The organism is Geomicrobium sp. JCM 19038, assembly GCF_000698125.1.
Taxonomy (GTDB): Bacteria; Bacillota; Bacilli; order Bacillales; family Marinococcaceae; genus Geomicrobium_A.
The window spans coordinates 509,900-533,388 of record NZ_BAXA01000001.1 but is presented as its reverse complement, the minus strand read 5'-3'; the positions used below and the strand labels follow the sequence as shown (position 1 = coordinate 533,388).

General features: G+C 40.0%; 28 protein-coding genes and 3 pseudogenes. 5 read left to right on the top strand and 26 right to left on the bottom strand.

The window, feature by feature from the left end; all coding sequences use genetic code 11:
• The first annotated feature begins 114 nt into the window (after positions 1 to 114).
• Entirely contained in the window at positions 115 to 795 is a 681-nt protein-coding gene (locus JCM19038_RS02765) for a DUF421 domain-containing protein (protein ID WP_042414207.1), read from the top strand.
• Between the two features lie 249 nt (positions 796 to 1,044).
• Here JCM19038_RS02765 and JCM19038_RS02760 read toward each other — a convergent pair whose 3' ends face one another.
• From JCM19038_RS02760 to xerS, 4 genes are read right to left on the bottom strand one after another with little or no spacing between them, the layout of a single operon-like run.
• A complete protein-coding gene (locus tag JCM19038_RS02760) occupies positions 1,045 to 1,419 on the bottom strand; it encodes a hypothetical protein (RefSeq protein ID WP_042414204.1) in 375 nt (124 codons plus the stop codon).
• A gap of 2 nt (positions 1,420 to 1,421) precedes the next feature.
• Positions 1,422 to 2,003 (bottom strand): LAGLIDADG family homing endonuclease, encoded by a 582-nt coding sequence (locus JCM19038_RS02755; protein WP_042414201.1) that lies wholly within the window; start codon positions 2,001 to 2,003, stop codon positions 1,422 to 1,424.
• Complete coding sequence (locus tag JCM19038_RS02750) at positions 1,988 to 2,200, bottom strand: hypothetical protein (RefSeq protein ID WP_042414198.1); 213 nt, start codon at positions 2,198 to 2,200, stop codon at positions 1,988 to 1,990. The genes JCM19038_RS02755 and JCM19038_RS02750 overlap by 16 nt, the downstream gene beginning before the upstream one ends.
• A gap of 58 nt (positions 2,201 to 2,258) precedes the next feature.
• Positions 2,259 to 3,344, bottom strand: a complete 1,086-nt coding sequence (xerS, locus tag JCM19038_RS02745; protein ID WP_042414194.1) for a tyrosine recombinase XerS — start codon at positions 3,342 to 3,344, stop codon at positions 2,259 to 2,261.
• A 173-nt stretch (positions 3,345 to 3,517) separates the two neighbouring features.
• Here xerS and JCM19038_RS02740 point away from each other — a divergent pair, with 173 nt between their 5' ends.
• Positions 3,518 to 3,784, top strand: coding sequence for a hypothetical protein (locus JCM19038_RS02740; RefSeq protein WP_042414191.1), 267 nt, complete (start codon positions 3,518 to 3,520; stop codon positions 3,782 to 3,784).
• A 97-nt stretch (positions 3,785 to 3,881) separates the two neighbouring features.
• On the opposite strand, the gene JCM19038_RS02735 is transcribed toward JCM19038_RS02740, so the two are convergent.
• Genes JCM19038_RS02735 through JCM19038_RS02725 form a run of 3 tightly spaced genes read right to left on the bottom strand, consistent with a single transcriptional unit; the run spans position 3,882 to position 6,252 of the window.
• Entirely contained in the window at positions 3,882 to 4,622 is a 741-nt protein-coding gene (locus JCM19038_RS02735) for an amino acid ABC transporter ATP-binding protein (RefSeq protein ID WP_042414187.1), read from the bottom strand.
• Between the two features lie 12 nt (positions 4,623 to 4,634).
• Positions 4,635 to 5,339 (bottom strand): amino acid ABC transporter permease, encoded by a 705-nt coding sequence (locus JCM19038_RS02730; RefSeq protein WP_042414184.1) that lies wholly within the window; start codon positions 5,337 to 5,339, stop codon positions 4,635 to 4,637.
• Between the two features lie 55 nt (positions 5,340 to 5,394).
• Positions 5,395 to 6,252 (bottom strand): transporter substrate-binding domain-containing protein, encoded by an 858-nt coding sequence (locus JCM19038_RS02725; RefSeq protein WP_042414181.1) that lies wholly within the window; start codon positions 6,250 to 6,252, stop codon positions 5,395 to 5,397.
• Between the two features lie 305 nt (positions 6,253 to 6,557).
• Between JCM19038_RS02725 and JCM19038_RS02720 the strand changes: the two are divergent.
• Positions 6,558 to 7,944 (top strand): annotated as a pseudogene (locus tag JCM19038_RS02720) (YfcC family protein).
• Between the two features lie 110 nt (positions 7,945 to 8,054).
• Here the strand turns inward: JCM19038_RS02720 and JCM19038_RS20325 are convergent.
• The 14 genes and pseudogenes from JCM19038_RS20325 to madL form a co-directional block, all read right to left on the bottom strand.
• Positions 8,055 to 8,405: a DUF4166 domain-containing protein gene (locus JCM19038_RS20325; protein ID WP_052360990.1), complete on the bottom strand. Its 351-nt coding sequence runs from the start codon at positions 8,403 to 8,405 to the stop codon at positions 8,055 to 8,057.
• A complete protein-coding gene (locus JCM19038_RS24190) occupies positions 8,402 to 8,656 on the bottom strand; it encodes a DUF4166 domain-containing protein (protein ID WP_052360989.1) in 255 nt (84 codons plus the stop codon). The genes JCM19038_RS20325 and JCM19038_RS24190 overlap by 4 nt, the downstream gene beginning before the upstream one ends.
• Entirely contained in the window at positions 8,653 to 8,988 is a 336-nt protein-coding gene (locus tag JCM19038_RS21555) for a DoxX-like family protein (RefSeq protein ID WP_193745021.1), read from the bottom strand. The genes JCM19038_RS24190 and JCM19038_RS21555 overlap by 4 nt, the downstream gene beginning before the upstream one ends.
• Positions 8,989 to 8,996: 8 nt before the next feature.
• Positions 8,997 to 9,278 (bottom strand): hypothetical protein, encoded by a 282-nt coding sequence (locus tag JCM19038_RS21550; RefSeq protein ID WP_081831555.1) that lies wholly within the window; start codon positions 9,276 to 9,278, stop codon positions 8,997 to 8,999.
• 20 nt (positions 9,279 to 9,298) lie between these two features.
• Positions 9,299 to 9,553, bottom strand: coding sequence for a hypothetical protein (locus tag JCM19038_RS21545; RefSeq protein WP_081831554.1), 255 nt, complete (start codon positions 9,551 to 9,553; stop codon positions 9,299 to 9,301).
• Positions 9,554 to 9,573: 20 nt separating this feature from the next.
• Positions 9,574 to 11,175: a YndJ family protein gene (locus JCM19038_RS02705; RefSeq protein WP_042414176.1), complete on the bottom strand. Its 1,602-nt coding sequence runs from the start codon at positions 11,173 to 11,175 to the stop codon at positions 9,574 to 9,576.
• A 304-nt stretch (positions 11,176 to 11,479) separates the two neighbouring features.
• Entirely contained in the window at positions 11,480 to 11,938 is a 459-nt protein-coding gene (locus tag JCM19038_RS02700) for a GntR family transcriptional regulator (protein WP_052360988.1), read from the bottom strand.
• On the bottom strand, positions 11,922 to 13,577 hold the full coding sequence (mdcD, locus tag JCM19038_RS02695) for a biotin-independent malonate decarboxylase subunit beta (RefSeq protein ID WP_042414175.1): 1,656 nt from the start codon (positions 13,575 to 13,577) through the stop codon (positions 11,922 to 11,924). Before mdcD ends, JCM19038_RS02700 begins: the two co-directional genes overlap by 17 nt.
• Complete coding sequence (gene mdcC, locus JCM19038_RS02690) at positions 13,574 to 13,861, bottom strand: malonate decarboxylase acyl carrier protein (protein ID WP_042414172.1); 288 nt, start codon at positions 13,859 to 13,861, stop codon at positions 13,574 to 13,576. Before mdcC ends, mdcD begins: the two co-directional genes overlap by 4 nt.
• Complete coding sequence (locus tag JCM19038_RS02685) at positions 13,836 to 14,678, bottom strand: triphosphoribosyl-dephospho-CoA synthase (protein WP_042414170.1); 843 nt, start codon at positions 14,676 to 14,678, stop codon at positions 13,836 to 13,838. The genes mdcC and JCM19038_RS02685 overlap by 26 nt, the downstream gene beginning before the upstream one ends.
• Positions 14,675 to 16,326, bottom strand: a pseudogene (gene mdcA, locus JCM19038_RS02680) (malonate decarboxylase subunit alpha). The gene JCM19038_RS02685 and the pseudogene mdcA overlap by 4 nt, the downstream one beginning before the upstream one ends.
• Before the next feature lie 5 nt (positions 16,327 to 16,331).
• On the bottom strand, positions 16,332 to 17,237 hold the full coding sequence (locus JCM19038_RS02675) for an ACP S-malonyltransferase (protein WP_042414169.1): 906 nt from the start codon (positions 17,235 to 17,237) through the stop codon (positions 16,332 to 16,334).
• 13 nt (positions 17,238 to 17,250) lie between these two features.
• Positions 17,251 to 18,018 carry a malonate transporter subunit MadM gene (madM, locus tag JCM19038_RS02670; RefSeq protein WP_042414166.1) on the bottom strand — a complete coding sequence of 256 codons (768 nt, stop codon included), beginning with the start codon at positions 18,016 to 18,018 and terminating at the stop codon, positions 17,251 to 17,253.
• Positions 18,015 to 18,407 (bottom strand): malonate transporter subunit MadL, encoded by a 393-nt coding sequence (madL, locus tag JCM19038_RS02665; protein WP_042414163.1) that lies wholly within the window; start codon positions 18,405 to 18,407, stop codon positions 18,015 to 18,017. Before madL ends, madM begins: the two co-directional genes overlap by 4 nt.
• A 138-nt stretch (positions 18,408 to 18,545) precedes the next feature.
• Here madL and JCM19038_RS02660 point away from each other — a divergent pair, with 138 nt between their 5' ends.
• Positions 18,546 to 19,145 carry a malonate decarboxylase holo-ACP synthase gene (locus JCM19038_RS02660; RefSeq protein ID WP_052360987.1) on the top strand — a complete coding sequence of 200 codons (600 nt, stop codon included), beginning with the start codon at positions 18,546 to 18,548 and terminating at the stop codon, positions 19,143 to 19,145.
• A 44-nt stretch (positions 19,146 to 19,189) separates the two neighbouring features.
• Here JCM19038_RS02660 and JCM19038_RS02655 read toward each other — a convergent pair whose 3' ends face one another.
• The 3 genes from JCM19038_RS02655 to JCM19038_RS02645 form a co-directional block, all read right to left on the bottom strand.
• Entirely contained in the window at positions 19,190 to 19,405 is a 216-nt protein-coding gene (locus JCM19038_RS02655) for a hypothetical protein (protein WP_042414157.1), read from the bottom strand.
• Between the two features lie 156 nt (positions 19,406 to 19,561).
• Positions 19,562 to 20,212, bottom strand: coding sequence for a hypothetical protein (locus JCM19038_RS02650; RefSeq protein WP_042414154.1), 651 nt, complete (start codon positions 20,210 to 20,212; stop codon positions 19,562 to 19,564).
• A gap of 185 nt (positions 20,213 to 20,397) precedes the next feature.
• Positions 20,398 to 21,033, bottom strand: coding sequence for a hypothetical protein (locus JCM19038_RS02645; protein WP_042414152.1), 636 nt, complete (start codon positions 21,031 to 21,033; stop codon positions 20,398 to 20,400).
• 336 nt (positions 21,034 to 21,369) lie between these two features.
• Between JCM19038_RS02645 and JCM19038_RS02640 the strand changes: the two genes are divergently transcribed.
• Positions 21,370 to 21,960 (top strand): histidine phosphatase family protein, encoded by a 591-nt coding sequence (locus JCM19038_RS02640; protein WP_042414149.1) that lies wholly within the window; start codon positions 21,370 to 21,372, stop codon positions 21,958 to 21,960.
• A gap of 99 nt (positions 21,961 to 22,059) precedes the next feature.
• Here JCM19038_RS02640 and JCM19038_RS02635 read toward each other — a convergent pair.
• Together JCM19038_RS02635 and JCM19038_RS02630 are read right to left on the bottom strand one after the other, a co-directional pair.
• Positions 22,060 to 22,481 (bottom strand): annotated as a pseudogene (locus tag JCM19038_RS02635) (NUDIX domain-containing protein).
• Between the two features lie 215 nt (positions 22,482 to 22,696).
• Positions 22,697 to 23,239 (bottom strand): site-specific integrase, encoded by a 543-nt coding sequence (locus JCM19038_RS02630; RefSeq protein ID WP_042414362.1) that lies wholly within the window; start codon positions 23,237 to 23,239, stop codon positions 22,697 to 22,699.
• Positions 23,240 to 23,489 lie beyond the last annotated feature (250 nt).

Below are 23,489 nucleotides of genomic sequence, written 5' to 3'. Positions count from 1 at the left end.
CTACAATTTACACTATAGCATGAAACGGTACATTTGAAAACTAAATAATTTCACGTACTGTAATGAATGAAAATAGAAGCTCCTTCACATAGTATCAACAAAGAGGTGACAAGCATGCATTTAGAATTGTTGCAAACAGGAGTAGAGTTACTCGTAGGGTTTATTGCGCTACTAGTGATGTTGAAATTGCTCGGTAAGGCGACATTATCGCAAATAACACCGTTTGATTTCATTTCAGCACTAATCTTAGGTGACCTAATCGGAAATGCCATCTACGACGAACAAGCACGCGTAGGATCGATTCTATTTTCAGTCGGAATTTGGGGCACGCTCATATATACGTTAGAAATGATTACACAAAAGTATCGCGGTACGAGGAAAGTACTTGAAGGAAGTCCATCAATTATTGTTAAAGACGGCCAGATCAACAGAAAAGAATTAAAAGCAAACAAATTAGATTTAGATCAGTTACAACACTTACTGCGCCGCGAAAATGTATTCTCATTTAGAGAAATACAACATGCGATTTTAGAAACAGACGGCAAAGTAAGCGTACTTAAAAAGTCTGATTACGAAAACCCAGTTTCACAAGACTTACAATTACCAGCAAAGCCCGTGTATTTACCAATTACATTGATCAGTGACGGCAAAGTTAACTGGGATAACCTACAATTAGCCGGCTACGATGAATCGTGGCTAAACAAACAACTACGTAGCAAAAACATAACGACCTATAGTGACGTGTTTTTTTTAGAATGGAAACAAGACGAAGGATTGTACTTAGAGCCCATGTAGCCGGTTCTAAGTTACAAGAACATAATTTCACATACCGTAATTTTTAAAAAATAAATCTGCAATAAAGGAAAGCCAGCCAAAGAATACGACAAAAAGTGCAGATTAAATAGGGGATAAGAAAAGCAAATATAAAAAAACGAAATTTCACTGAAGGATCTAAAGAAATTTAACCACATCAGTGACTTCCGATAATATATATTATGTTCGGGGCGTTTTATTAAAAAGGCAATTTCAAAGATATGCTTTTTATTATTTTTCTATTCGATGTTTATTGCTTTTCTTTTTCACAGAGTTAACATCAATAAACTGAACGCTATATTCTAGAATATCACTTACATATAAATTGTGTTCTTTTGCAAAACCCTTTACGTTAGTTAGCAAATCCTTGTCATAGGTAGTTTTATATTGAATACGATCTTTTGGACGAGATTTTTTGTCAAACTGGATGATTTCTTGCTCTAAAACATGTTCCAAACCTGACTCTAATAAATAATTTGGGTGTGTATCATGTTGTTTTGCCAAAGTATTTAAATGATCTAAAATCGATTTACTTACATTTGTTCTGAATTTAACTCTCGAAGGATCGGTAGTATGGGTTAGTTTCCCATTTTCTAATTTCCACATGTTTAAACTCCTTTATTACGTACTTTAGAATGAACTCTTAAATTATTTTCCTTATAAGATTCATAAGGTTCCAATGCATCATTATAAATGAGATCTGCTAGCCTAGGAAGATCATATTTACCTTTTACCCAAACCCGGAAGACTGGGCTACCAGCTTGCGTAAATTCTTCAGTAATTTCACTTCGCAGCATCCAGACTTGAAAAACAGATAAGAGTCCTTCTGCAAAGCTATAACTAGCTGTAGTAATATTCATTACATATCCTCTCTTTTGAACCCAGCCATCACCATCAACAACGCCTCTAATAAATGAGGGTAGGAATTTGTCTGGTACATTTGGGAATTGTACGGTTAATGACTTGTTAGGTAATACCCCTAATGACCCTAAATCGTTTTTTATTTTTTTTGAGTTAATCAACAATGTAGCTGTTGTTCTTGTCTTATAACTTTTTGATAAAATGTAATCTGCATTCATATATGTAGCTACTCGACGAAGTATTGTTTGATTTTTTTGAGTTAATGAAACACTGGAGTGATTCTTACTGATACTACCATCCGTTATAAATAGCCCTAATACCCAAGCCATTTCATGTGACCATATCTTAAAGAAATCTTCATTAACTTGATGTTTGCGCGGTTGCCTGAATATTGCTCTCTATTCATTTTAATTCCATGTTTATACATTACATTGCGAATCGCTCGATCACTAATACCAATACGTGAAACCATTTCTTTAAGAGGCATCCCGCTTTTGTACATCTTAATAATCACTTCATCTGTCATTCCTGGATTTCCAGGTAGATTTAAAAACTTTAAAGTAGCTAGTATAGTACTCGACGAATTACTCATCAAATCTCGGCATATCCATCTTGTCTACTGCATTTTTCAAGTCTTCGTTGTTAATATGCGTATAGATCATCGTCGTTTGAATGGATGAATGACCGAGTTGGCGCCTCAACTTCGGCACATCATTAATTTCATTATGATACCTCGTTGCAAATGAATGCCTTAATTTATGAACGGATACGGATGGTTTCCCGAAAGCATTTGCATATTTTTCGACTAACTTTTCAATAGCTCTTGCGGTTAATCGTCTAGGTGTTCCTTTTGGTCCCATTGCAGCAGCGACAAAAAGAGCTTTATTCGTTTTCTCAATATCGTAACGCTTCGATCTGATTTGAAGGTATTCAGTTAAGTCATCCATTGCTTGTTTGCTGAAATAAACATATTGTTCTTTATTGCCCTTGCGAATGACTCGAGCAGTAAATTTGCTATGATCAATATCGTCTACATTTAAGTTAACAACTTCAGAAAGTCGTAACCCCGATCCTAAAATAAGCGAAATAAGCGCTGTATCACGCTCTCTGTTTCGAAGATGGAAGTTTACAAGTTTTTTATTATCCTTATAAAGCTTGCCATAGTCATAAGCTATAAATTGACGAAACTGTTCATACTCATCACCAAGCAATATTTTCCCTTCCATCTTATTTGCCGTCGTTTCCATGCTCTCTTTTATATCATTAAATTCAAGCTTTGCCATCACATTACGCTTTAAATATGGCTGTAAATCACGGGTTTCAGCGATATTTTGCAGATAATTGAAAAGCGATTTCAACCCAGATAATTTGCGATTCATTGTCACTTCTTTGTTATGTAATTCATATTGAAGAAAGGTCAAAAATTGTTCTGTTTCCTGAACCGTTAATGATTCAAGTAACTCAAGAGGCAGATTTTTTAGTTCACCAGAATAATAATTCCCGGTAACGAGCCAATTAAAGAAAATCTTATAATCGTGTACATAGTTAAGCAATGACGCTGCTGATAATTTTCTTTTTTTATAATTGATATATTCCTCAACATACCAGGGAAGATCTTTAAGATGCTTATGAAGTTTAGTGTAAATTTGCTGTTTGGAATGATTATCCATAGGACCACCTCATAAACAAATACTACTATAGCTTAATTAGAAATACAATTATTACGTCAAATTTATATTTTACGTAATAATATGATGAAATGATTTGTTCTCTTTCTCTTCCTTTTACGGGGTGGTTTTAATCTAGTACAATGTTCAAAAAACTAAATGGGAGTTGTTAGTCGATGAGTAAGTCACATTTACACTTGATCTTAGGATTATTTTTCATACAAATCTCTGCAATACTCTACTCAGCAAGAATTCTAGCGATTGGCGTGTTATCTATACCGATCGCAGATGTTATTGACATCTTAAACGAAGATATTGTCAGTTACGCAAATAGTATATTGCCTATAACACTTCTTCCTTTTACTGTTGTGTCATTTGTCATTGGACTGTTATTTCTACTCATCTTTTTGTATTCATTTTTATCTAAAAATAATAAAATTTAACGACACCTTGTGTGATAAAGCTAGTGAAGTATTATGTTAACTAAAGTGAAGAAAGATCGAACGTACATCACTGTACGTTCGATCTTTCTTCACTAAATCAATCTTCTTCTAATAGAGATAAAAATTCTTTTGTTCGCTGTTGTTGTGGGTTTGTTATTACTTGATTGCCTTCACCTTGTTCAACAATGTATCCTTCATCCATAAAGAGGATTTTATCGGCGATCCGTTTAGCAAAGTTCATTTCATGAGTGACGATGACCATCGTTTGCCCTTCATTAGCTAAGCCTTCAATCACCTTCAAAACTTCTCTTACTAATTGTGGATCTAAAGCAGACGTTGGTTCATCAAATAGCATTACTTCAGGTTCCATGACAAGTGCTCTAGCGATTGCTGCTCGTTGTTGTTGACCGCCAGACAATGCATCCGGGTACTTATTTTTATGCTCTGACATGCCAACTTTCTCTAAGAGTTGTTCACTCTTTTGTTGAATCGTTGCTTTATCACCTTTTTTCACGGTTATCGGTGCTGTAACAAGGTTTTCAATAACTGTTTTATGCGGGAAAAGATGAAATCCTTGAAAAACCATGCCGGAGTACTGGCGGAGTTCTTTAATCTCTCGTTTCTTCAATATAGTATTAAATGATACCGTTGAATTGCCGATCGTTATCGTACCAGCATCAGGGGTTTCTAACAAATTCAAACACCGAAGCAACGTCGTTTTTCCTGATCCTGATGGACCGATTAAACAAACGACCTCTCCTTTATTTACTGTAAAATCAATCGATTTTAAGACCTCGATCTGTTCAAATGATTTTTTTAATGATGTTACCTCAATCATAACGATCTCTCCTTAATGCGTGTCACTCAAATAACGGTTATAACGTTTCTCCAATCGGTTTTGGAAATAGCCAATAACAATACATACGACCCAATAGATCAATGCTGCAGTAATGTACATCGTCATGCTGTCATACGTTCTCCCTGAAACTAGTCTAGCACTATACAAAAGCTCTTGAACGGTAATGACTGAAGCCAGAGATGTCCCTTTTACAACATCCATGAAGATACTAAATGTTGGTGGTAAAGCAATACGTGTTGCCTGCGGAATGATAATTTTAGTCATTGTTTGCACGTAATTCATCTGAAGAGATGCAGCTGCTTCCCACTGTCCTCTAGGAACTGACATAATTGATGAGCGAACGACTTCGGCACTATACGCTGCAAAATTCAAACTAACACCGACAATACCAGCAACAACAGCGCTTGTGAATTCAATACCAATGACAGGAAGACCATAATAAAGAATAAAAATAAAAACTAAAAGCGGCGTTCCTCTCATAAATGAAATATAGATTCGAGCTGGCCAACGAATAAACCAAAGCTTCGACATCCGTGCTACACCGAGGAATATCCCTAATATAAGTGAAAAGATCATACTAAAAAACGCGATGATCATTGTAATTCTTAGACCCTCTAATAAGAAAGGTAATGAGTCAATTGCAAGTTCAAAATCATAAAGATATTCCCATTGGATTGATGAAAACCATTCAAACATAAGTACTCTCCAATCTAAAAATTGAGATACAGTCAATTCTGTATCTCAATAGAATTTACCCTTCAAGGCTGACAATTTCTGAGTTATCTGTTGGTTGAGAAACATCCTCACCCAAATACTCAACGGATAATTCTGAAACAACCCCTTCTTCAATTAACTCAAGAATAGTGTTGCTGATTTGTTCTTGAAGTGCTTCATTTCCTTTTAGAACCGCTAGCGCACTTTCAGTCGCATGATACTTAACGTCTTCAGCTAATACTAAGCGATCATCGCCAAATTCCTCGAGCGTGCGTTGTAATACAAGATAATCATTAAGGTAAGCACGTTGGTTTCCACTTATAACGTCTCTTAAGATCGCTTCAGTCCCACCATCGTAAGCTGTACCGTTAGCCCCAATGTTATCTGCAAAAATAGCATAATTGCTCGTTAATGACCCTAAAGCAACGTCGATCCCTTCTAAATCATGTGCAGATGAGAATTGATCTTCATCTTCTTCTCGTACGACCGCAGATCCATAAGAATATTTATGAGGTTCTGCAAAATCAAACGTATCTAAACGTTCCTCAGTAATTGCAAAATCATGTGCTGCAACATCGATTTGTCCGTTTCGTAGTGCAGGCAATATACCATCGAAATCCATCGTACTAAACTCAATATCTAACCCTAACCGATCAGCAACTTCTCTGACCAATTCAACTTCAAAGCCCGTTAATTCATTGTTTTCATCAATGTATGTAATAGGTGCGTATGTTCCTGAAGTACCTACTACTAAACTTCCGGAAGATTCAACATCTGTCCAAGAAGTATCTTCGTTGCCATCACCATTATTACTTTCTTCTTCTGAGCCGCTTCCGCAAGCGGTTAAAAGTACCGTTGATAAACCTACGAGAAAAAATTTATTGAATGACTTCACTATTTACACCTACTTTTCTAATAATACATATTGATTTACTCGGCTTTTATAAAGTATCATCACCTCAATTGTTTGTCAATATAAAATTCTAAAAATTAGTACTCTGCCTCGCTTCTCATAAACAAAAAGCTTAATGACTTCTCACCATTAAGCTTTTACTCACCATGTACTGCAGATCTTGCGTCCATGTATGTACTATTAGCAATTTGATTACTACTGAATTCTCCTAGTTCTGCCTATAAATGGTTTGCCATTGTGAAAAATAATCTATAAGATAATGAAATACAACCATAGGGGGATAAGAAATGTCCGAACAGAATAACAACCGGGGAATTAACGTATTTGCTTTAATTTTTGGCGTCATCATTTTTTCCACTATTCTGACTTACGTTATACCTGCAGGTAGCTACGAAAGAGTAGAGCACGATGGTCGCGAAGTAGTCGACCCTGGTTCATACACCGAAGTGGAATCAAGTCCAGTGCAACCGTTTCAAATTTTCACCTCTATACATACAGGACTCGTTGAAGCCTCTGATATTATTTTTTTCATCTTGATTATCGGAGGTACGTTTGGCATCTTAAATCACACGGGTACCATTGATCGACTTGTTACAGTTGCTTCATACAGGCTTGTCAATCAAGAAAAGTGGTTTATTCCAATTACGATGCTCATTTTCGCCCTTGGCGGAACGCTTATGGGACTTGCCGAAGAAACACTGGCATACATCCCAATATTAATCCCGCTTGCTCTCGCGCTACGTTTTGACGCAATTACAGGAACAGCAATTGTTTTGGTCGGTAGTTCAATCGGATTTACTACTGCGATCATGAACGTTTAACGTCGGTGTTGCTCAAGGGATTGCTGAGTTAGATATTTATTCTGGAATGTGGCTTCGTCTCATACTTTTCGTTTTAATGTATACGATTGCTGTCATTTTTGTCTATCGCTATGCAATGAAAGTAAAGAAAAATCCTGAACTAGGCTATTACGGGAATTATACCGCCAATACTGAACTTAATGAGATGAAAACCGAAATAACATTAACTACTACGCATAAGGTGATTCTAGGGCTGTTTATCGTCAACTTTATTGTGCTTGCTTTTGGCGTCATTCGGTACGAGTGGTTTATTACCGAGATTGCTTCACTATTCTTACTACTCGGCGTTATTATTGGCGTTGTTGCTCGAATTGGTGTGCATGATGTTGTTGATGGCTTTCTAAAAGGGGCTTCTGGTGTACTTGCTGGTGCGCTGATCGTCGGCTTTGCACGTGCCATCTTAGTCGTTTTGGAAGACGGCAATACAATTGATACAATGTTGTATTACGCAGTAGGGTTTTTGGAAAACATTCCTACCGAGTTAAATGCTGCTGGCATGATTTTTATTCAAAGTATCATTAACTTTTTCATTCCGTCAGGTAGTGGTCAAGCCGCACTCACCATGCCGATCATGATTCCTCTTGCAGACTTGCTCGGCATTACGAGACAAACAACCGTACTCGCCTTTACTTTGGCTGATGGCATTGGAAACATCATTCTTCCGACTTCAGGCTATTTCATGGCAGCATTGGCGCTTGCAGGAATTCCATGGACGAAATGGGTTCGCTTTATTTGGCCATTTATCCTAATTCAACTGACAATCGCTGTTATCACGGTTATGTTATCCGCCTGGTTTGGATACGGACCTTTCTAAAAAAAAGCTAGGTAGAGTGGATGAATAACTCTACCTAGCTTTTATCGTTTAACAGTAAGACACTTTGCTGCTCCGGTCCAATGGTTGAGTACAATTGAGTGCTCCATTACTTACCTAATCTCCTCTACCGTCGCTTCTCCTTCATACATCAAAACCGTTGTCACGTGTTCAATATGCACGAAAATCTGAATGGTATTGGCACTGGTCGCTTTCTCATATACATTCACCTTTGCAGATAATGCTTTTGGTAGGCGAAGCAAGCGATTGCCCACACTTGTATACGTCTCGTCTGAAGTAATTAGTAACGCTCCTGTATCCGTCACGTGAAAATCTAACGGTTGAACGAGTCTTCCACTTTTTCCTAATGAGTCATAAACGCGTCTTTTTTTCTCATTCCACCACATTTCAGCGTAAAAACGTCGGGTAGCATTCGGGAAGTGAAAATGACGATCCCAACTCACATACAGTCCTTTACGTTCTTACGATATGTATTGCGAATAGAGAACGGCACATCAGCGCCTCTCTCTGGAAATAGAAAGTCATCGTGAGCTAGGCAGTATGCAACGGGCTTATATAGCGCTGAGCCACGAATTTGCTTCATGACCCCTTCTCCGTGAACAACACCAGAGGTTTTACCGTATTTCATATGTAACAACGGGTGCATTCGCTCGAACTGCTCTCCGATTGCACGCTCATAAATGGATGATCTCATTTCTTCTCCTTTCGTCTACAATGTCTGGCTAACACTAATTGGTGACTGTTCACCCATGCAGCAATGCTAATCCCAATCGTAACGATATTAAGTGCTCCTGGGTTAAATGGCAATGCATATAAGTGCGGTGAGCTGATCAGTGCTCCAATTCCTAGCAACGTGACCGCAATCGCCGACAATAAGAATAGCCACCGCTTCGTGATCGGTAATAGAAACAAGATAGCCATAACTAACTGACCGATTCCGATTACGGCAACGACAATTGATTCAAATCCGCTCAGGATACCAGTTGCCGCAATCAAATCAAGTTCACCCGTTTCAGGAAATAACAATTTTGGAATTAACCTTGATAGGCCCATAAGAGCGCTAATGTCACACAAAACAAAACGTGAAGTAGCGACTGTCTTAGGCTGTCTTCAGGCCGCTTCCCCGTCTCGAGCCACTGCTTTAATGCCGCGAAGCTCCACGCCGTTGCCCAACCCATTAGTGGTCTGAAAATGGTATCGAGTAGTTTCCCTGCTTTTCCAAAGCGTGTATCGTAATCATAGCGCGTTAGAAACCGTGTGTGATTCTCTTTTTGTTCGTACTTCCAATATCCCCGGCCCTCTTTTATTAGCGACAATGGCTGATCGCTTGCAAATTTTAAAGCGGATACTTTCTCTCCACTGTCTTTTGCTGCACTGCCGACCGATTCACCGATGCATGAATGCGTAATCCAAAACCGATCCGCGTTTCATACTGAAATGTCTGTACATCATCTTCATGATCTTTAGGTAAATAATCGATTTGACTAAAGCGAAGATCCCACCGTTCGTGAAGCTTCGGGTTTTGTGTCGTTTCCCAGACGTCTTCAATGGGAGCATTTATGTCAAGTTCTACATAGATTGGTTTTCCCATATAAACCCCACCCTTTCCGATCATTCATGTGCAGTTAATTCATACTCAATGGTAAATAGCGATAATCCGAACAATTGAATGTGGTGATTTGCGTGTAACTCTGTGTTATGTACTTTTTTAATATGAAATGTTTCTTTTAACGGTAGGCGAATGGTGATGCTACCAATTGTGTAAAAGATGCCGTTCGGTTCGCTGTTAAGAATTAATCCACTGTGCTGGTCAGTTTCTGGTTGAAGAATTCCTGTCATTACCCCAAACGGTAATGGAAGCGCAATGTTCATTTTCTGATCAACCGTACTATAAATCGCCGTGAAAATGTGAGCTTCCTCGGACCACCGTAACCATACGCTTGGTTTTGCTCTGCCATCTTCTATTGAATCTAACGGTATGACGGCTCCATTCATCATCGCTTTCCCGTTCTTTGGAACATTCAATTGTCCGAAGCGCACTGTAACGTAATGAACAACCGGCAACAACGGTTTAAATACGCTTGACCACGCTACATTTGCGACCATCTTGTACCGGTTAGGACTCGTGTAGAAGTTACGGATCTCATCATCAACATCAGACGGTGAGAATGTTTCATTCGCTAACTCATCCCAATTACTTACTAAGGTTGGAGTATGACTCCCTTTCTTCCAACGTGCTTCGTCTATTGGAACCGTTCCTACGTACCCTCTCGTGCGTAAATGACTTACTGTAATTTCGTTAACAGACGACGGGGTACGTAATTGCCAAACGACAATAAAAGCGAGCGTTGCAAATACACTGGCGTTAACGGCTCCGTGATAGCGTGTCATCCACTCAATCGTTACTATTATATTTTCTGAAAGTAAACCAAAGCTATAAACGAGCGTCCATGTCGTCGTAAGTGCAAAGACAAAGGATGCAGAGAGTAACGTTAACCGAAGCTTTAACGTGAACTCGTTTCGTTTTAACGCATCAACGAGCCATAAACCGACGAATAAAAACAACCCAACCGCATAGGTCGCAACAACATAAAACTCAAGTGGCGGTCCTTGGTCAATGCCAATCGCAACGAAAATCGGTCCGAGCGCTAACAATATCGCAATGAATGACCATCGTTTTGGCAAACCGATCTGTTGACGTCGACTCCGAATGTATAGGCCCGCGACGATGGGCAAGAAAAATGCTGCGTAATGAAAATGAATCGCCGTAAGCCACACAATCACATCCGTATACGGTAAGAACTGTGATGCACCTGACGCTCCTGCGACGAGCCACACGCCTCCAATAGGCAAATACATTAAACTTAAATTTATGAGTGCTTCTTCGCTTCGTTGAAAGCCATACCGTAACTGTCGTAACAGGCCCAATACACCGATGATTGCTACAAAGACCAACCATACAGTTGCAAACAGTCCTGCAATCATACTTTGAGGTAAGAAAAGCGAGACGCTTGCAATGATTGCAAAATAAATCGCAACAAAAGAAGTACGCCGTAACCAGCGATCAACCTTGATTTGTGGATCTTGCGTAATCAATTGAAGTAACATTGGCACCCATATAAACATCGCAAGCAACAAAGCTGCTTCGATGATGCCGACATACAGCAGTGCAATTACTGAAAGTAACACACCGACTGCAATAGATCCTTTCATGAACTCATCCTCTCCTAATTTAATACTACAATTATCATATCAAGGGGATTTAGCCGTTCATAGACATTTACTAAAATAGGAAAGATAAAAATAGACAAAGAACCGACTTGGCTCATTGTCTATTTTCCATGAAACTGCTTATACAATTTCAATACATCATCAGTATGTGTATTTAACAGTGTTTTGGCTTCTCGTATTTGATTCGCTTCTAAATAGGTTGTAAGCCAATCATGTTCTCGCTTTGACTTCTCTAATTTTCCTGATTCAGAGAATGCGATCGCTTGGACGCGCAGTAGTGACGACCCTAAGCATGATACAAATCTAAGATCATTTTGCTTTGACTCATTTCGATGAGCAACAAATGAAATTGATGGTTGTAATACGTGTATTGGTACACATCTTCTTCTGATCTCATGACATTAGCAAGCTGTCGCATCCGTGTAATGAAGTTGTGATCAACACCATTCTCTTCAATTCTCTCCATGGCTAGACTCTCTAAGAAGTTACGAACTTCTAAGATGTCTTTGATTTCTTCAAAACTGTAGCTACGTACGACTGCTCCTTTACGTGCTTCTTTCTCAACGAGCCCTTCAGCAGTGAGTAAATAAAGGGCATCACGGATTGGTGCACGGCTAATGCCATACTCATCTGCATACTCTTTTTCAACGAGCTTATCGCCGGGTTTCAAATCTCCTGAGAGTATTTTCATAGAGATTTGATCAGCAATTTGTTTGGCCAACGAATGTTTATTTAATCCTTCCACGTTCTTCCCTACTTTCATTTGCCCACTGTTGTTCCATTTGTACTCTGACTTCAATTGAAGCTGCACGTGATTCTTTCGCACGTGCGTTGTTAAGACGGTGTTCTGAAACTAAGCCTCCAGCCTCTAGATCCGCTAGTTGGTTAGAGATCAAGGTTTGCACGCGCGATACGTCTTCTTCAGTTGGATGTTCTACAGAGATCCCTTCAATGAGTTCATCGGTTGCACCGAGCTTATGGAAAGAACGAACATCGTAAGCCATTGCGGGGACATCCTTTGTAAAACGTTCAAGTTCTGTTAACGATCTTTTTGTCACTTTCGCTGCGGACTTTTTCGACATCACGTGTACTTGGACGTAAGGATCATCGAATGCGAGTAGTCGATCGGCTTGTAAACCGTGGCTTAAAAAGGCAGCAGACAATGCTTTACCAACAACGAGCCCTATGATTTTATGACCGTGTTCACGCGCTCTAGCATACGCATGAACAGCTGCTGCACACGACTGATGTAAGCCGAGTAACTCTTCTTGAGCCCCGTATGCTTGACTGACTACATCAATAACAGCGACGATTGGCGTTTTCTGATCATTCGTTTCATCCGCAGCAATCCATTGATCAATGACATCTGCAAGTGCATAGCCTTCTAGTAGACCGAATTCACCGTTTCTAACTCGTGGGAAACGGTGATACGCATCTTTCGTCACCGCTAAAAGATTGAACTTCTCATCTGAGACGGTCATTGTTCCTGACTGTACCGTTGATATACGTGAACTTTGCACGCTGTCGATGTCTGAAAGCACTTCAAGCCACGTGCGACCACGGGAATCATTTGTTCGCTCCTCGTCTTCACTTGAAGTGAAAGCTTCTACCTCTTGATATAGCAACTCATTCACGTGTTCTTCGTTGGACGTTACACGTTGATTGATTTTCGTAAGTCTTGCTTGATCAACGGCCTCTTGAATTGCTTCAACAGAGTCTTCTACGAGGTATTCGATCAGTCCATTCTTCTTTCTTGATGCACTACCGATTCGTAAGTACGTTGCTTTACGGTCACGACTATTGACTTCTTCAATTCCCGCTTCTTGCTCAATCACTTCAGGACCGTTTAAACCGAGTCGAGCTTCTTTTGTCATAATCAAAGCGTTGAACAAACCAGCAGTAATCGACATTCCACCAAAGCTTCCGATCCGACCTGGGATAATGCCCACGATTGGTACATATTGTTGGAGATTTACCGCTGCTTGTTGAATCTCAGAAATTGCGAGCAAACCGTAATTTGCTTCTTGTAACCGTACACCGCCTGTATCTAGAATAACGATAACGTCTAAATGTTTTCCCCGTTCTACATCGCGTAAAGCAAGTTCGAACGCCGACGCAATCTTAGCTCCAGACACTTCGCCGATGCCGCCTCCTTGGAAGCTCCCTTCAATTGCAATCACGCAACATGGATGCGCCTTTCTCGTTCCTTTCATTACGACCACACCGTCGTCACTTTGAGGCACGATGTTTTGCTTTTCTAAGTGTGGTGAGACAAGGCGATCAAAAGGGCCGAGTAGTTCCCTTGCTGAGTTCTCATCTAAAAGTGCTAACGTACGTTCTCGTGCGGAGCATTCCGTTAACGACTGAGGTACTGTGATTTTCATGAAGATGCCTCCTCAAACGCTTGTTTTAAACGAAGTCCAATAACGCCAGGCGTTGCACCAAAGTCATGAATGTGTATGGATGCACGCACATCGTAATCAGACATGAACCTCTCTACAACTTCTTCCCACGTTTTTTGAAATCCTTCCACGTTCGTTTTTATAAATACTTCTCCGATATCGCTTGGCTCCATAAGAATTTCTGCATCCCCAGAGCCGACAACACCTGTATGCGCACGTTTGGGAATTGCTGTTGCTGTATTATACGTGTAGCGAAACTCTTCCATGAGATTTCCCTCCTAATCGTTTCACGTACAGACTCGCTGCAAGTAGATCTGCACTGCCGCCAGGTGAAAGATTGTTCTTAATAAATTGTTCATCCACTTCCTCCATGGATAAAGCGCCTCGTAACACTTGTTGAGCTTGTTGTTTCACATAAGATAATCCCTTACTTCCTGCTCGATGAAGAATACACGTATCCGAAAGTGTTGTCATGAGCGTGAGCAGAGCCATTTGTTTTGCTATCGTCTCTGTGAATGGTTCGGTGGCAGTGTTTAAAGTTCGTAAACCAAGTAACACGTGCGGAAATCCCGCTTCAGCTTCGCCTCTCGCACCGGTGACACCGTACCGTTTACAGACGGTAGAACCATTCGTACGAGTCGACGGAACTTTTAGTTCAACGTTTGCAAGGTCGCCGGCGACTTTACACAGTGTGGATGCCGTACCTTGACCCCTTTGAATCGCATAAGCAGCACTGAGTAGACCTAAACACCAAATCGCGCCTTTATGGGTGTTCACGCCACCAGTTACGTGTAACATTTCCCGCTCTGCCTCAATTCCAATCTCCGATAATTGCTTGCGTAATTGAAGAGACGGGGATTTCCCATAACTCACACGTGCCATTTCGGCAAAATAAGGAGCAATCGCATGACTCGATGCTTCCATCATCGCTAGTGTCATATCAAGGTGGGCACCGTTGTTAGATTTGTCAATCAGACCTGGTTTTACAGTTAGATAAAGCTCTTCAAGTAGGGATTGCTCAGACCAACGTGCAACTTGTTCAGTGACAAGATGAACGTGTAATGGATGTGTCGCTACACTCACGTCCAATAACTCCTAAACTTTTCAGGTGGGTCGTAAAGACTGTCTGACCACATCACAAGTTCTTCAATGCTTTTTGCTGCAAGCAGTGAACGATTGGCCTTTTTCACATCGATTTCTAGATCATCCGTCGTTGCAATGATTCCTTGCTCTCTTAATCGTTGTTTTTGACGAGGGGTACTCGTCAGTCCTAATTCGGTGACACCAGCAACCGCTGCAATCGCTTCTTTACGTTCAGCAGGACTATCACTTTTATACAAATAAGCAACCCCTTCCTCTGTAACGAGATGTGTCACATCTTCACCGTAAATCATAACCGGCGGAGTATCTAATTTCGCTTCATTCGCTACGGCAATGGCATCTAATTGTTCAACGAAGACAGGACGATTGCCTGGTTGGTGCGTTTCCATCATTTGAACAACTAACTTCCGACCGCGAATCAGATCATCATCTGGGTTTTTCATATCGAGCCATGCTTTTGTACTATGGCGGCGACCTTTGGGGTCGTGACCCATGTTCGGTGCACCACCAAACCCTGCTAATCTGCCCCTTACGACCGTCGATGAGTTCCCAACATAATCCATTTGCAACGTGGAACCGATAAATAAATCTACGGCATATTGCCCTGCCATTTGACAAAGCGTACGGTTTGAACGCATCGTACCGTCACTTCCTACGAAAAACACATCTGGACGAGCGGCAATGTATTGTTCCATACCCTTCTCTCCACCAAATGAATGGATGCTATCAATCCAGCCACTTTCAATAGCTGGGATCAGTGTCGGGTGGGGGTTTGCGGCCCAATGCTTACAAATCTTTCCCCGTAAATTAAGCGATTCACCGTACGTCGGTAATAGCAATTCAATGGCGGCGGTATTAAAGCCGATCCCATGATTTAAAGATTGGACAGAATGTTTTTCATAGACGCCACGAATGGCAAGCATTGCCATGAGAATTTGAATCTCTGTAATATGTTTTGGATCTCTCGTGAATAACGCTTCCAATTGATACGGCTCATCACCTAAAACGATCACATCAACCCAAGAAGCTGGAATGTCTACGCGTGGTAATTCCTCTACGATCTGATTCACTTGAACGATCACAATGCCATTTTTAAAAGCGGTCGCTTCAACAATTGTAGGCGTTTCTTCGGTATTTGCACCGGTGTACAAATTACCGTTTGCATCGGCTTGATCAGCGGCTACAAGGGCAACGTTCGGAATTAAATCAATAAACAATCGTCCATAGAGTTCAATATACGTATGAATGTTGCCGACTTTTATTTCTTCGTCTTCAATCATTTGTGCTATTCGCGTGCTTTGAGGACCTGAAAATGAAAAATCAAGGCGATCTGCGATTCCTTTTTCAAAAAGATCTAAATGTTCGGGTCTTGAAACACTAGACATGATGAGATGGAGATGATGAAGGGCTTCGTTCGACACATTGGCTAGTGATTTAGATAAGAACGACGCTGTTTTTGATTATTGCCCTCAAGTATGACGCGATCATACGGCTCGAGAATATATTCTAATACAGAAACGATATTGTCTTTATGAACAAACTTCCCTTCAATCATAGATGATATTTTGTTCATACGATTTCGTTTTGCATCTCGTTTCTTCGTCCATTGTGTAGTCGTTACCGTTGGCATAGTCGTCACTCCTTTTGTACAAGTTGTAGAATGTAGTCTACACTCAATGCTTCTACCGATAACGCTTGAATTCCTTCAAACGCACCTTCTAATAAATCCGAATAAATGGAACCTGGCGGAAGTTGAATGAAATTCATAATTCCTCGCTCAGTTAACATTTTCATCGATGTATGCCACTTCACAGTTGAGGCGATGTTCCCGGCTAAATCTTCAACAATCGCCTCTTTATTCCTTAACAACCTTGCGGTTTGATTTGATACATATGGCAATTTAGGAGCACGAATCGTGATGTTTTTCATTGCGTTACGAAGCTGATCTGCTTCTTTTGTAAATAAGGGGGAATGAGAGGGAACCGTTACAGACAATGGAATCACTCGGCGTGCTCCTTTTTCTTTTAACGTGTGACGGATTGCTCGAAGTGATGTGTTGCTTCCTGATAAAACGACTTGTTGTTGAGCATTTTCATTCGCGAGGTACACATCATCCTGGTGCGCGTTGATCACTTGTACTACGACGTTCAGATCAAGTCCTTGCACTGCAATCATTCCATATCCGCTCGGAAAGGCTTGCTCCATTAATCTTCCTCGAAGATCAACTAAACGAATGGCGTCCTTTAGAGTAAGTACTTCTGAAAGTACTGCTGCTGAATAAGCGCCCGCAGAATGACCGGCAACACAATCCGGTCTAATCCCTGCATCTACAAGTTGTTTAGAACTGCTAACACCAACGATGAGTAATGCTAATTGCACGTGTCGTGTAGAACTGAAATCAGCGGTATACTGATTCACATCTTCTTGTAATTCGTCTTCAACGAGTTGTTTGATTAACTCAAAATGTTTGGTTCCTTGATAAGGTTGAAACATGTCATGACGTTGTGATCCTTGACCTGGAAATAAAAACACCGTATGCATGAGAATCGCCTCTTTACCCTCCGAAAATCAACCGCATCATCATATACAACACTGACGGTCCTAAGAGACAGCCAAGTCCTGTATAAAATGTCGCCGTAACCGCTCCGTACGGAACGAGCTTTGGATTTAATGCTGCAAGTCCACCAGCAACACCACTTGTCGTTCCGAGTAATCCCCCAAACACCATCGCAGAACGGGGGTTATCAAGTCCGATATACTTACCAAGAAATGGTGTGAGTGCCATCGTTAAAATTGCTTTCACGAGACCGGCAGCTATACTTATCGCAATTACTTCGGAACTTGCGCCGATAGCAGCACCTGTCACTGGTCCGACAATATACGTCGTAGCTCCTGCTCCTATCGTTGTTAAACTTACTACATCGGTATAACCAAACATCAACGCAAACACGACACCTATTGTAAATGAAAGCAAGATTCCAAGAACGAGTGCTAAAATTCCAGTTATTCCAGCACGTTTAATCTCTCGAAAATCAGCACCAAAAGCCGTTGCTACTATGGCAAAGTCACGCATCATGCCTCCACCTAATAAGCTAATACCTGCAAAAAGCGAGACGTCGGACAGTCCATTTTCTCCACCAGTCAGTCTTCCGCCAATGTAAGCAAGTACGAGACCGAGAAGAATGGCAATAGAAGATCCGTGTACGAGTCCTCGGGTCGCATACTTGGACAATGCATAGGCGATAACCATAATGGCACCTACAATCGCAAATCCAAAGATGAGACCATTACCGACTAACACATTTTCGACTGATTCAATCATAGAGGACGCCCTCCTTCGTCAATCGATTCGCTTTTTCCTTTCCCGATTCGACTGACAAGAGGAACAGCTAGAAACGAGATGATTACAACAGCAATTCCTGTCACAATCGCAAGTGGTCCCCCATCGATGGCTGCAACAACATTCTGATTCGCGGCCATCGCGACAACAATCGGAATGTACATGGCATTCCAAAAGCCTAAGCCCAATTGTGTCGGTTCAGACAGACGATTTTTCATTTTCAAGCGATCAACTACGATGATTAACAACAACATCGCAATCCCTACGCCACCAACATTGGCTTCAACGCCAATGGCTATACCTAACCATTCTCCGAATAACATCCCTACAATCATGCAGACCGCCAATATGGCCACACCATAAATAACCATCAACGCACTCCTTTGTAAGCGTTTTCAATTAATGGTATACAGTCGACTGTGTACTGAGTTTAGATTATAATGAGTTTACATCGGATTGTCTACACTTTTATGAAAATTAAATCTATTGTCTTGTTAGGAGGCGGTATGATGTACAAACCTCATGATTTATTAAAAGTTAATGTGAATGCTTTTATTACAGATCATAGTGATCTCCCACTCTGGGTACAATCGTCATTACAAAAAAATCCCTACGTCGTCGTGCGACGTGGGGAAACTGATCACTCCTCAATTCCGATTGGGATTCGAGGCACATGTCGTAGTAAACGTTTTGCCACGACTGTTTCTTACAATCATGTTCTAGACGTCCTTACTCCCTTAGAGCTTCGTTCCTTTGATGAGAAACGACTGCGACTGACGAGTGCACAAGAAACGTTCATAATGATGAAAGAGTTTTTAAATTCCAAGCATTGGGGTCCAACTGGAAGTGTTGGTTTTGAATTAGCCACAGAGTCACAAACGATGAATGAAGAGAGTGACTTTGACATTTTAATACACAGTGAATGGATTTCCGTATCAGTCGCCAAGCACATCGTAAACCAATTCGATACAACACCTCTAACCGTAGACCCACTTATTCAGACAGAAGATGGTTGGTTTTTATTAAGAGAATACGCTTTAGGGAAAGGGGTATTGTTCAAAACACAGACGGGTATAGAGCTTCGAAACGATCCTTGGACTAAGTATTGAACGCTCATTAGACCCGCTATGGCAATGATGATAAACGTATGGATTTATTCTGTCGATATCATGACCGTCCCTTCAGCCCAGACGTGTAAAAAGTGCTCACCTAGTTGACGACTTTTTACACAATTGCCGAATTGTTCACTTATAAATTCAGCGTATTTCTCACAGTCAATAAGTAAACGGTACGTGTTCGGAGCTCCTTCATGATTGTTAATTTCTAAAAGCTTGAAATGGGAGAACCCAAAATGATAACGAAAATACATTACCGCATCATCCTGCTCGTAAAATGCATCACGTTTTCCACTTTCTCATCCCTCATTTTAACGTGTATTGACGTTCTAGTTGCATTTTTGCCCAACAAAAACAAAAGTATTCACTTAAAGTGTGAATACTTCTGCTTCAAGTATGGCTAAGGGATCTTACTGTTCAGGCACTCTAAATTTTAGTGCCACATCAAAATCAGCGATTACTTTATACTCATTTTGCCACATTTCCTTTAACCAACTGACCATCTCTTGTAATTCTCGGTTATTAGCCAACTTTTCTTCTAAACCTTCAAGTGCTTCTAGTTTGGAAAGACCCCACTGAGGTTCTGGCAAACGTTCCATTATATGTTTCTGCTCTTCTGTGACATCCTCGACCAAGAATTCGTCGAATGTAGCTGGAATTAGTTCTGAAAATGTACACGTCATGTGTTGATCTTCAAAAAGTGATTTTAACGTCAAAACACTACGGTACTGTAGCGTTCCTTCCTGATAATCATCGAAGGTGACACCATAAGGTTGTATTTCTGGTATAGGTGCTGGCCTTCTTAAAAGAACATCCATTACGCTTCTTTTAGGTTCTATTTTATAGAAAGAGATGTTGCGATAGGCATGAAAGCTCACCCATCGCTCTTCTTGAGATTGATTGTAGTCGTCGTTTTTACCGTATTTTTCTTCAACAGGTTGTTCGACAGTACGAATAACCGTTTTAAGCTCTTGTTGTTCTTCGTGTGAAAGCTTTCCATTCACTTGTTTTATTCTTAATTGAAGTAATTCTCTATAGATTGGTTCAAATTCAATACTCATTTACAAAACGCCTCCTAAGTATAATTTGATAAACCTTGAAATAAAGTAATAATGAAATTCCTCTTACTTCTTTAGTGTAATTTCATATGTACCCATACAATGATCGCAATGATTAAAAGTCAATGAAAACCGCCTACAACATTACGTACAATACCAATCAGCAATGTATTTAAATTGACAACGACTTAGGAGATCGTAATCGTCAGCGCTTCGTCGTACTCAATAAAGAGCTGATAATCCTTATGCCACATTTCCTTGAGCCAAAGAACCATGTCATGTAATTCTATATTGGTACTTTTTAAGGTCTCATCGAGCTCTACCATCTCATCTACTTTTAAAAGACACCATTTAGGATCTGGTAATCGCTCCATTTGTTCTTTTTCTTCCTTGGTCACTTGGTTACTATCAAAATAGTCCATGAATCCTGGCAGGACCTCCGAGAATACGATACCGTCTTTTTCAAACATCGTTTTCAACATCATCGTGTCTGAGAATTGTAACGAATTCACTTCCCAATCTTCCTCTTCAACGTTCACACTATAGTAAAGAAATTGCGGGCGGCTTAAAAGAACATCCATGAAGGTTTTCTTAGGTGTTACATCTTCAAACGAGAAGTTACGAAATGCGTGGATTTTCACCCAACTCTCTTCTTGCAATTGATGAAGATCGAACTTCTTCTTATGTTGTTTTTCTAATTGTTGTTCAACATCGTAAATAACCGCCTGTAGTTTCTGTTTTTCAGCATGTGAAAGCGTATCAACGATTTGTTTCGTTCTTAATTGTGTTAAATCTTTATATAATTCATCTTTCTTATTGCTCATCTCAACTATGCCTCCTAAGTATGATCCCTTCTACTATTTTCGGAGTATTTTTAATAAGAAGTCAACCATTTGCCTATAAGTCCGTTCTTTAGTAACGTAAAATTGAACTAGTATTTTGTTGTCAAATGACTTTAAACCTATGAAAGTCACTGCAATTAACAAACGATTAATGAAGTACATTGGTGAAGAGGGAGTGAACGTAATGACTCGTTTCATTCTTTTATAACGAGTAGATTAAAGTCGTCCCGAAAATAAACATTTCTTATTTATTTGAATATACCGTTGAACTATGATATTATATCGTTCTGCTTTAACAAATATAAGGGGGAGACAGGTATGCAACTACTATTAATTAGGCACGGGGAATCGGAAGCAGATCTATTAAACGTGCATGAGGGAAGAGCAGACTTTGAATTGACGGAAATGGGTAGAAAACAAGTGAGAAGTTTAGTACATAAAGTAAAAAATGACTTTCCACCAGATTTTATTTGGGCAAGTACATTAAAGAGAGCGCGAGAAACTGCTGAAACATTAGCGGAAACAATTGGTTGTCCAGTGAAGTTGGAAGATGAATTAATGGAATTTAATAATGGGATCCAGGCAGGCATGTCTTTTGACGAAGCGAAAAAGCATCCGCAGCCAACATTCCTTCATGATCGTTTTGAAGATGGTGAATCATTCATCGAGTTTCGTATGAGAATTGAAACGATATTTTCTAAAATTGTCGCAGAAAATACATACGATCGCATTGCGATTGTTGCTCATGGTGGTGTCATTATTAGTATTTTACGAGCCTTTTTGCAAATGCAAGTTAACATGGATTACTACTTTAAGATCGGAGATACAGGGATTAGCATGATTGAATTTACGGATAAAGAAAAGGTCATTCATTTTATCAACGATACGAATCACTTAGATCGTGTCTAGGCTGTCAAAGACTTGAGTTATTTTATTTACAATAAAAATGCGAATGCCAATGTATAGCATAGAATTTGCTTTTTTAATTATGTAATTGTTCTTTTTGTTCTATTCATTTTGGAAATAATAAGGAGCTGCCACACTATGTTCTACGAAACATTGAACGCCATTAGGAAAGTAATCCATTATTTTTTCAGCTTCTTCTATATCAATCCAACGGATATCGGTAATTTCATTTGAATCGTTAATGGAAAGCTCTCCCCCTACTACTCTAACCCCAAAGGTGAAAAATATTGCATGTGCGTGCGGAAAGAATTTCTCATTAATGGCAACAATATTTTTAATTGTAACGTGTAATCCAGTTTCTTCTAATGTCTCGCGAATAACAGCTCGTTCTAATGTCTCTCCACGTTCCTTGCTCCACCTGGAAGGCTCCACTTACTCTCATTTTCACGTCTGTTTCCAACCGTAAGAATCTTGCTAGTTGTGTCATCATAAATAAGCGCATAAACTACATCGACTCGTTTCATTTATTGTCCCCCATTAGATCATTTAACGTTAAACAGGTAATTCCAGTTCGTGTTTTTGTAAGACCTGTGCTTTTCTTGAACGCAGGATCAGTGTATACAGTAGAGCATTTTTTTCAGGTGAGATGGATGAATTTTCTTAATCATCAATCACACGCTTGAATTTGCAAATTAGATGGACGGACATGGGTGATAACCCATCTAATTTGCAAATTCGCTCATAGGTAAAAATCATCCAAACTCTCGTCAATTTCATCTTGGCGAATGCCAATATAACGCTTCGTAATTTGCGGTGTTGAATGGTTAAAAATTTCTTGTAAGATCGCAACATCTTTCGTTTGATTGTAAAAATGATAACCTAAGCTTTTCCGCATGCTATGCGTTCCGATACTCTGAAGACCTGCGCGATCAGCGGCTTTTCGAAGAATACGATACGCCTGTACACGACTAATCGGCTCTTTCGTCTTCTTAGACGGAAATAAGTAATCTGTAGTTGCCATTCCTTCGACATACTCATGAATGTCTTGTTGCAGTTCGAAATTGACTTTAAACCGGCGTGTTTTCCCGGTCTTCTTCTCAATGACTTCAATATGTTTACGGTTTAAAACGTCGTTTACGCGTAAACCGATAAAATCACTAATTCGCATCCCTGTATTTAAACCGAGTGAAAACAGAAAATAATTCCGTAAACTATCGCGCTTTAATATTCGTTTCATTAACTGGATATCATCTCGATTGCGAATTGGTTCAACGAGCTGCATCCCCTTGGTTCGTAAAGAGTGATAATCACTTAACTCAAGTGGCTTTTCACCGTTTTGCTTCTTCTTAGATAGCTGATAAATTCGCTTTTCTAATTGATCTTTGCCGTAACGTTCATGTAGGCGTTCGTATTGTTCATCAGTCAAATAAACATACGGAGCTACTTCTCTTTTCTCCACAAAATCGCCTCCTCTAATCAGATTACCTTAGAAGTAATGTGAACGCAATATGTTACATTATGATTCGCTAGTA

Excerpts from the sequence above, each read along its gene's own strand:
- JCM19038_RS02765 (WP_042414207.1), top strand. The coding sequence starts at position 115 with ATGCATTTAGAATTGTTGCAAACAGGAGTAGAGTTACTCGTAGGGTTT.
- JCM19038_RS02760 (WP_042414204.1), bottom strand. The coding sequence starts at position 1,419 with ATGTGGAAATTAGAAAATGGGAAACTAACCCATACTACCGATCCTTCG.
- JCM19038_RS02755 (WP_042414201.1), bottom strand. The coding sequence starts at position 2,003 with ATGGCTTGGGTATTAGGGCTATTTATAACGGATGGTAGTATCAGTAAG.
- JCM19038_RS02750 (WP_042414198.1), bottom strand. The coding sequence starts at position 2,200 with ATGACAGATGAAGTGATTATTAAGATGTACAAAAGCGGGATGCCTCTT.
- xerS (WP_042414194.1), bottom strand. The coding sequence starts at position 3,344 with ATGGATAATCATTCCAAACAGCAAATTTACACTAAACTTCATAAGCAT.
- JCM19038_RS02740 (WP_042414191.1), top strand. The coding sequence starts at position 3,518 with ATGAGTAAGTCACATTTACACTTGATCTTAGGATTATTTTTCATACAA.
- JCM19038_RS02735 (WP_042414187.1), bottom strand. The coding sequence starts at position 4,622 with ATGATTGAGGTAACATCATTAAAAAAATCATTTGAACAGATCGAGGTC.
- JCM19038_RS02730 (WP_042414184.1), bottom strand. The coding sequence starts at position 5,339 with ATGTTTGAATGGTTTTCATCAATCCAATGGGAATATCTTTATGATTTT.
- JCM19038_RS24190 (WP_052360989.1), bottom strand. The coding sequence starts at position 8,656 with ATGAGATCATCCATTTATGAGCGTGCAATCGGAGAGCAGTTCGAGCGA.
- JCM19038_RS21545 (WP_081831554.1), bottom strand. The coding sequence starts at position 9,553 with ATGGGAAAACCAATCTATGTAGAACTTGACATAAATGCTCCCATTGAA.
- JCM19038_RS02705 (WP_042414176.1), bottom strand. The coding sequence starts at position 11,175 with ATGAAAGGATCTATTGCAGTCGGTGTGTTACTTTCAGTAATTGCACTG.
- mdcD (WP_042414175.1), bottom strand. The coding sequence starts at position 13,577 with ATGAAAATCACAGTACCTCAGTCGTTAACGGAATGCTCCGCACGAGAA.
- mdcC (WP_042414172.1), bottom strand. The coding sequence starts at position 13,861 with ATGGAAGAGTTTCGCTACACGTATAATACAGCAACAGCAATTCCCAAA.
- JCM19038_RS02675 (WP_042414169.1), bottom strand. The coding sequence starts at position 17,237 with ATGCATACGGTGTTTTTATTTCCAGGTCAAGGATCACAACGTCATGAC.
- madM (WP_042414166.1), bottom strand. The coding sequence starts at position 18,018 with ATGATTGAATCAGTCGAAAATGTGTTAGTCGGTAATGGTCTCATCTTT.
- madL (WP_042414163.1), bottom strand. The coding sequence starts at position 18,407 with ATGGTTATTTATGGTGTGGCCATATTGGCGGTCTGCATGATTGTAGGG.
- JCM19038_RS02660 (WP_052360987.1), top strand. The coding sequence starts at position 18,546 with ATGTACAAACCTCATGATTTATTAAAAGTTAATGTGAATGCTTTTATT.
- JCM19038_RS02655 (WP_042414157.1), bottom strand. The coding sequence starts at position 19,405 with ATGTATTTTCGTTATCATTTTGGGTTCTCCCATTTCAAGCTTTTAGAA.
- JCM19038_RS02650 (WP_042414154.1), bottom strand. The coding sequence starts at position 20,212 with ATGAGTATTGAATTTGAACCAATCTATAGAGAATTACTTCAATTAAGA.
- JCM19038_RS02645 (WP_042414152.1), bottom strand. The coding sequence starts at position 21,033 with ATGAGCAATAAGAAAGATGAATTATATAAAGATTTAACACAATTAAGA.
- JCM19038_RS02640 (WP_042414149.1), top strand. The coding sequence starts at position 21,370 with ATGCAACTACTATTAATTAGGCACGGGGAATCGGAAGCAGATCTATTA.
- JCM19038_RS02630 (WP_042414362.1), bottom strand. The coding sequence starts at position 23,239 with ATGCAGCTCGTTGAACCAATTCGCAATCGAGATGATATCCAGTTAATG.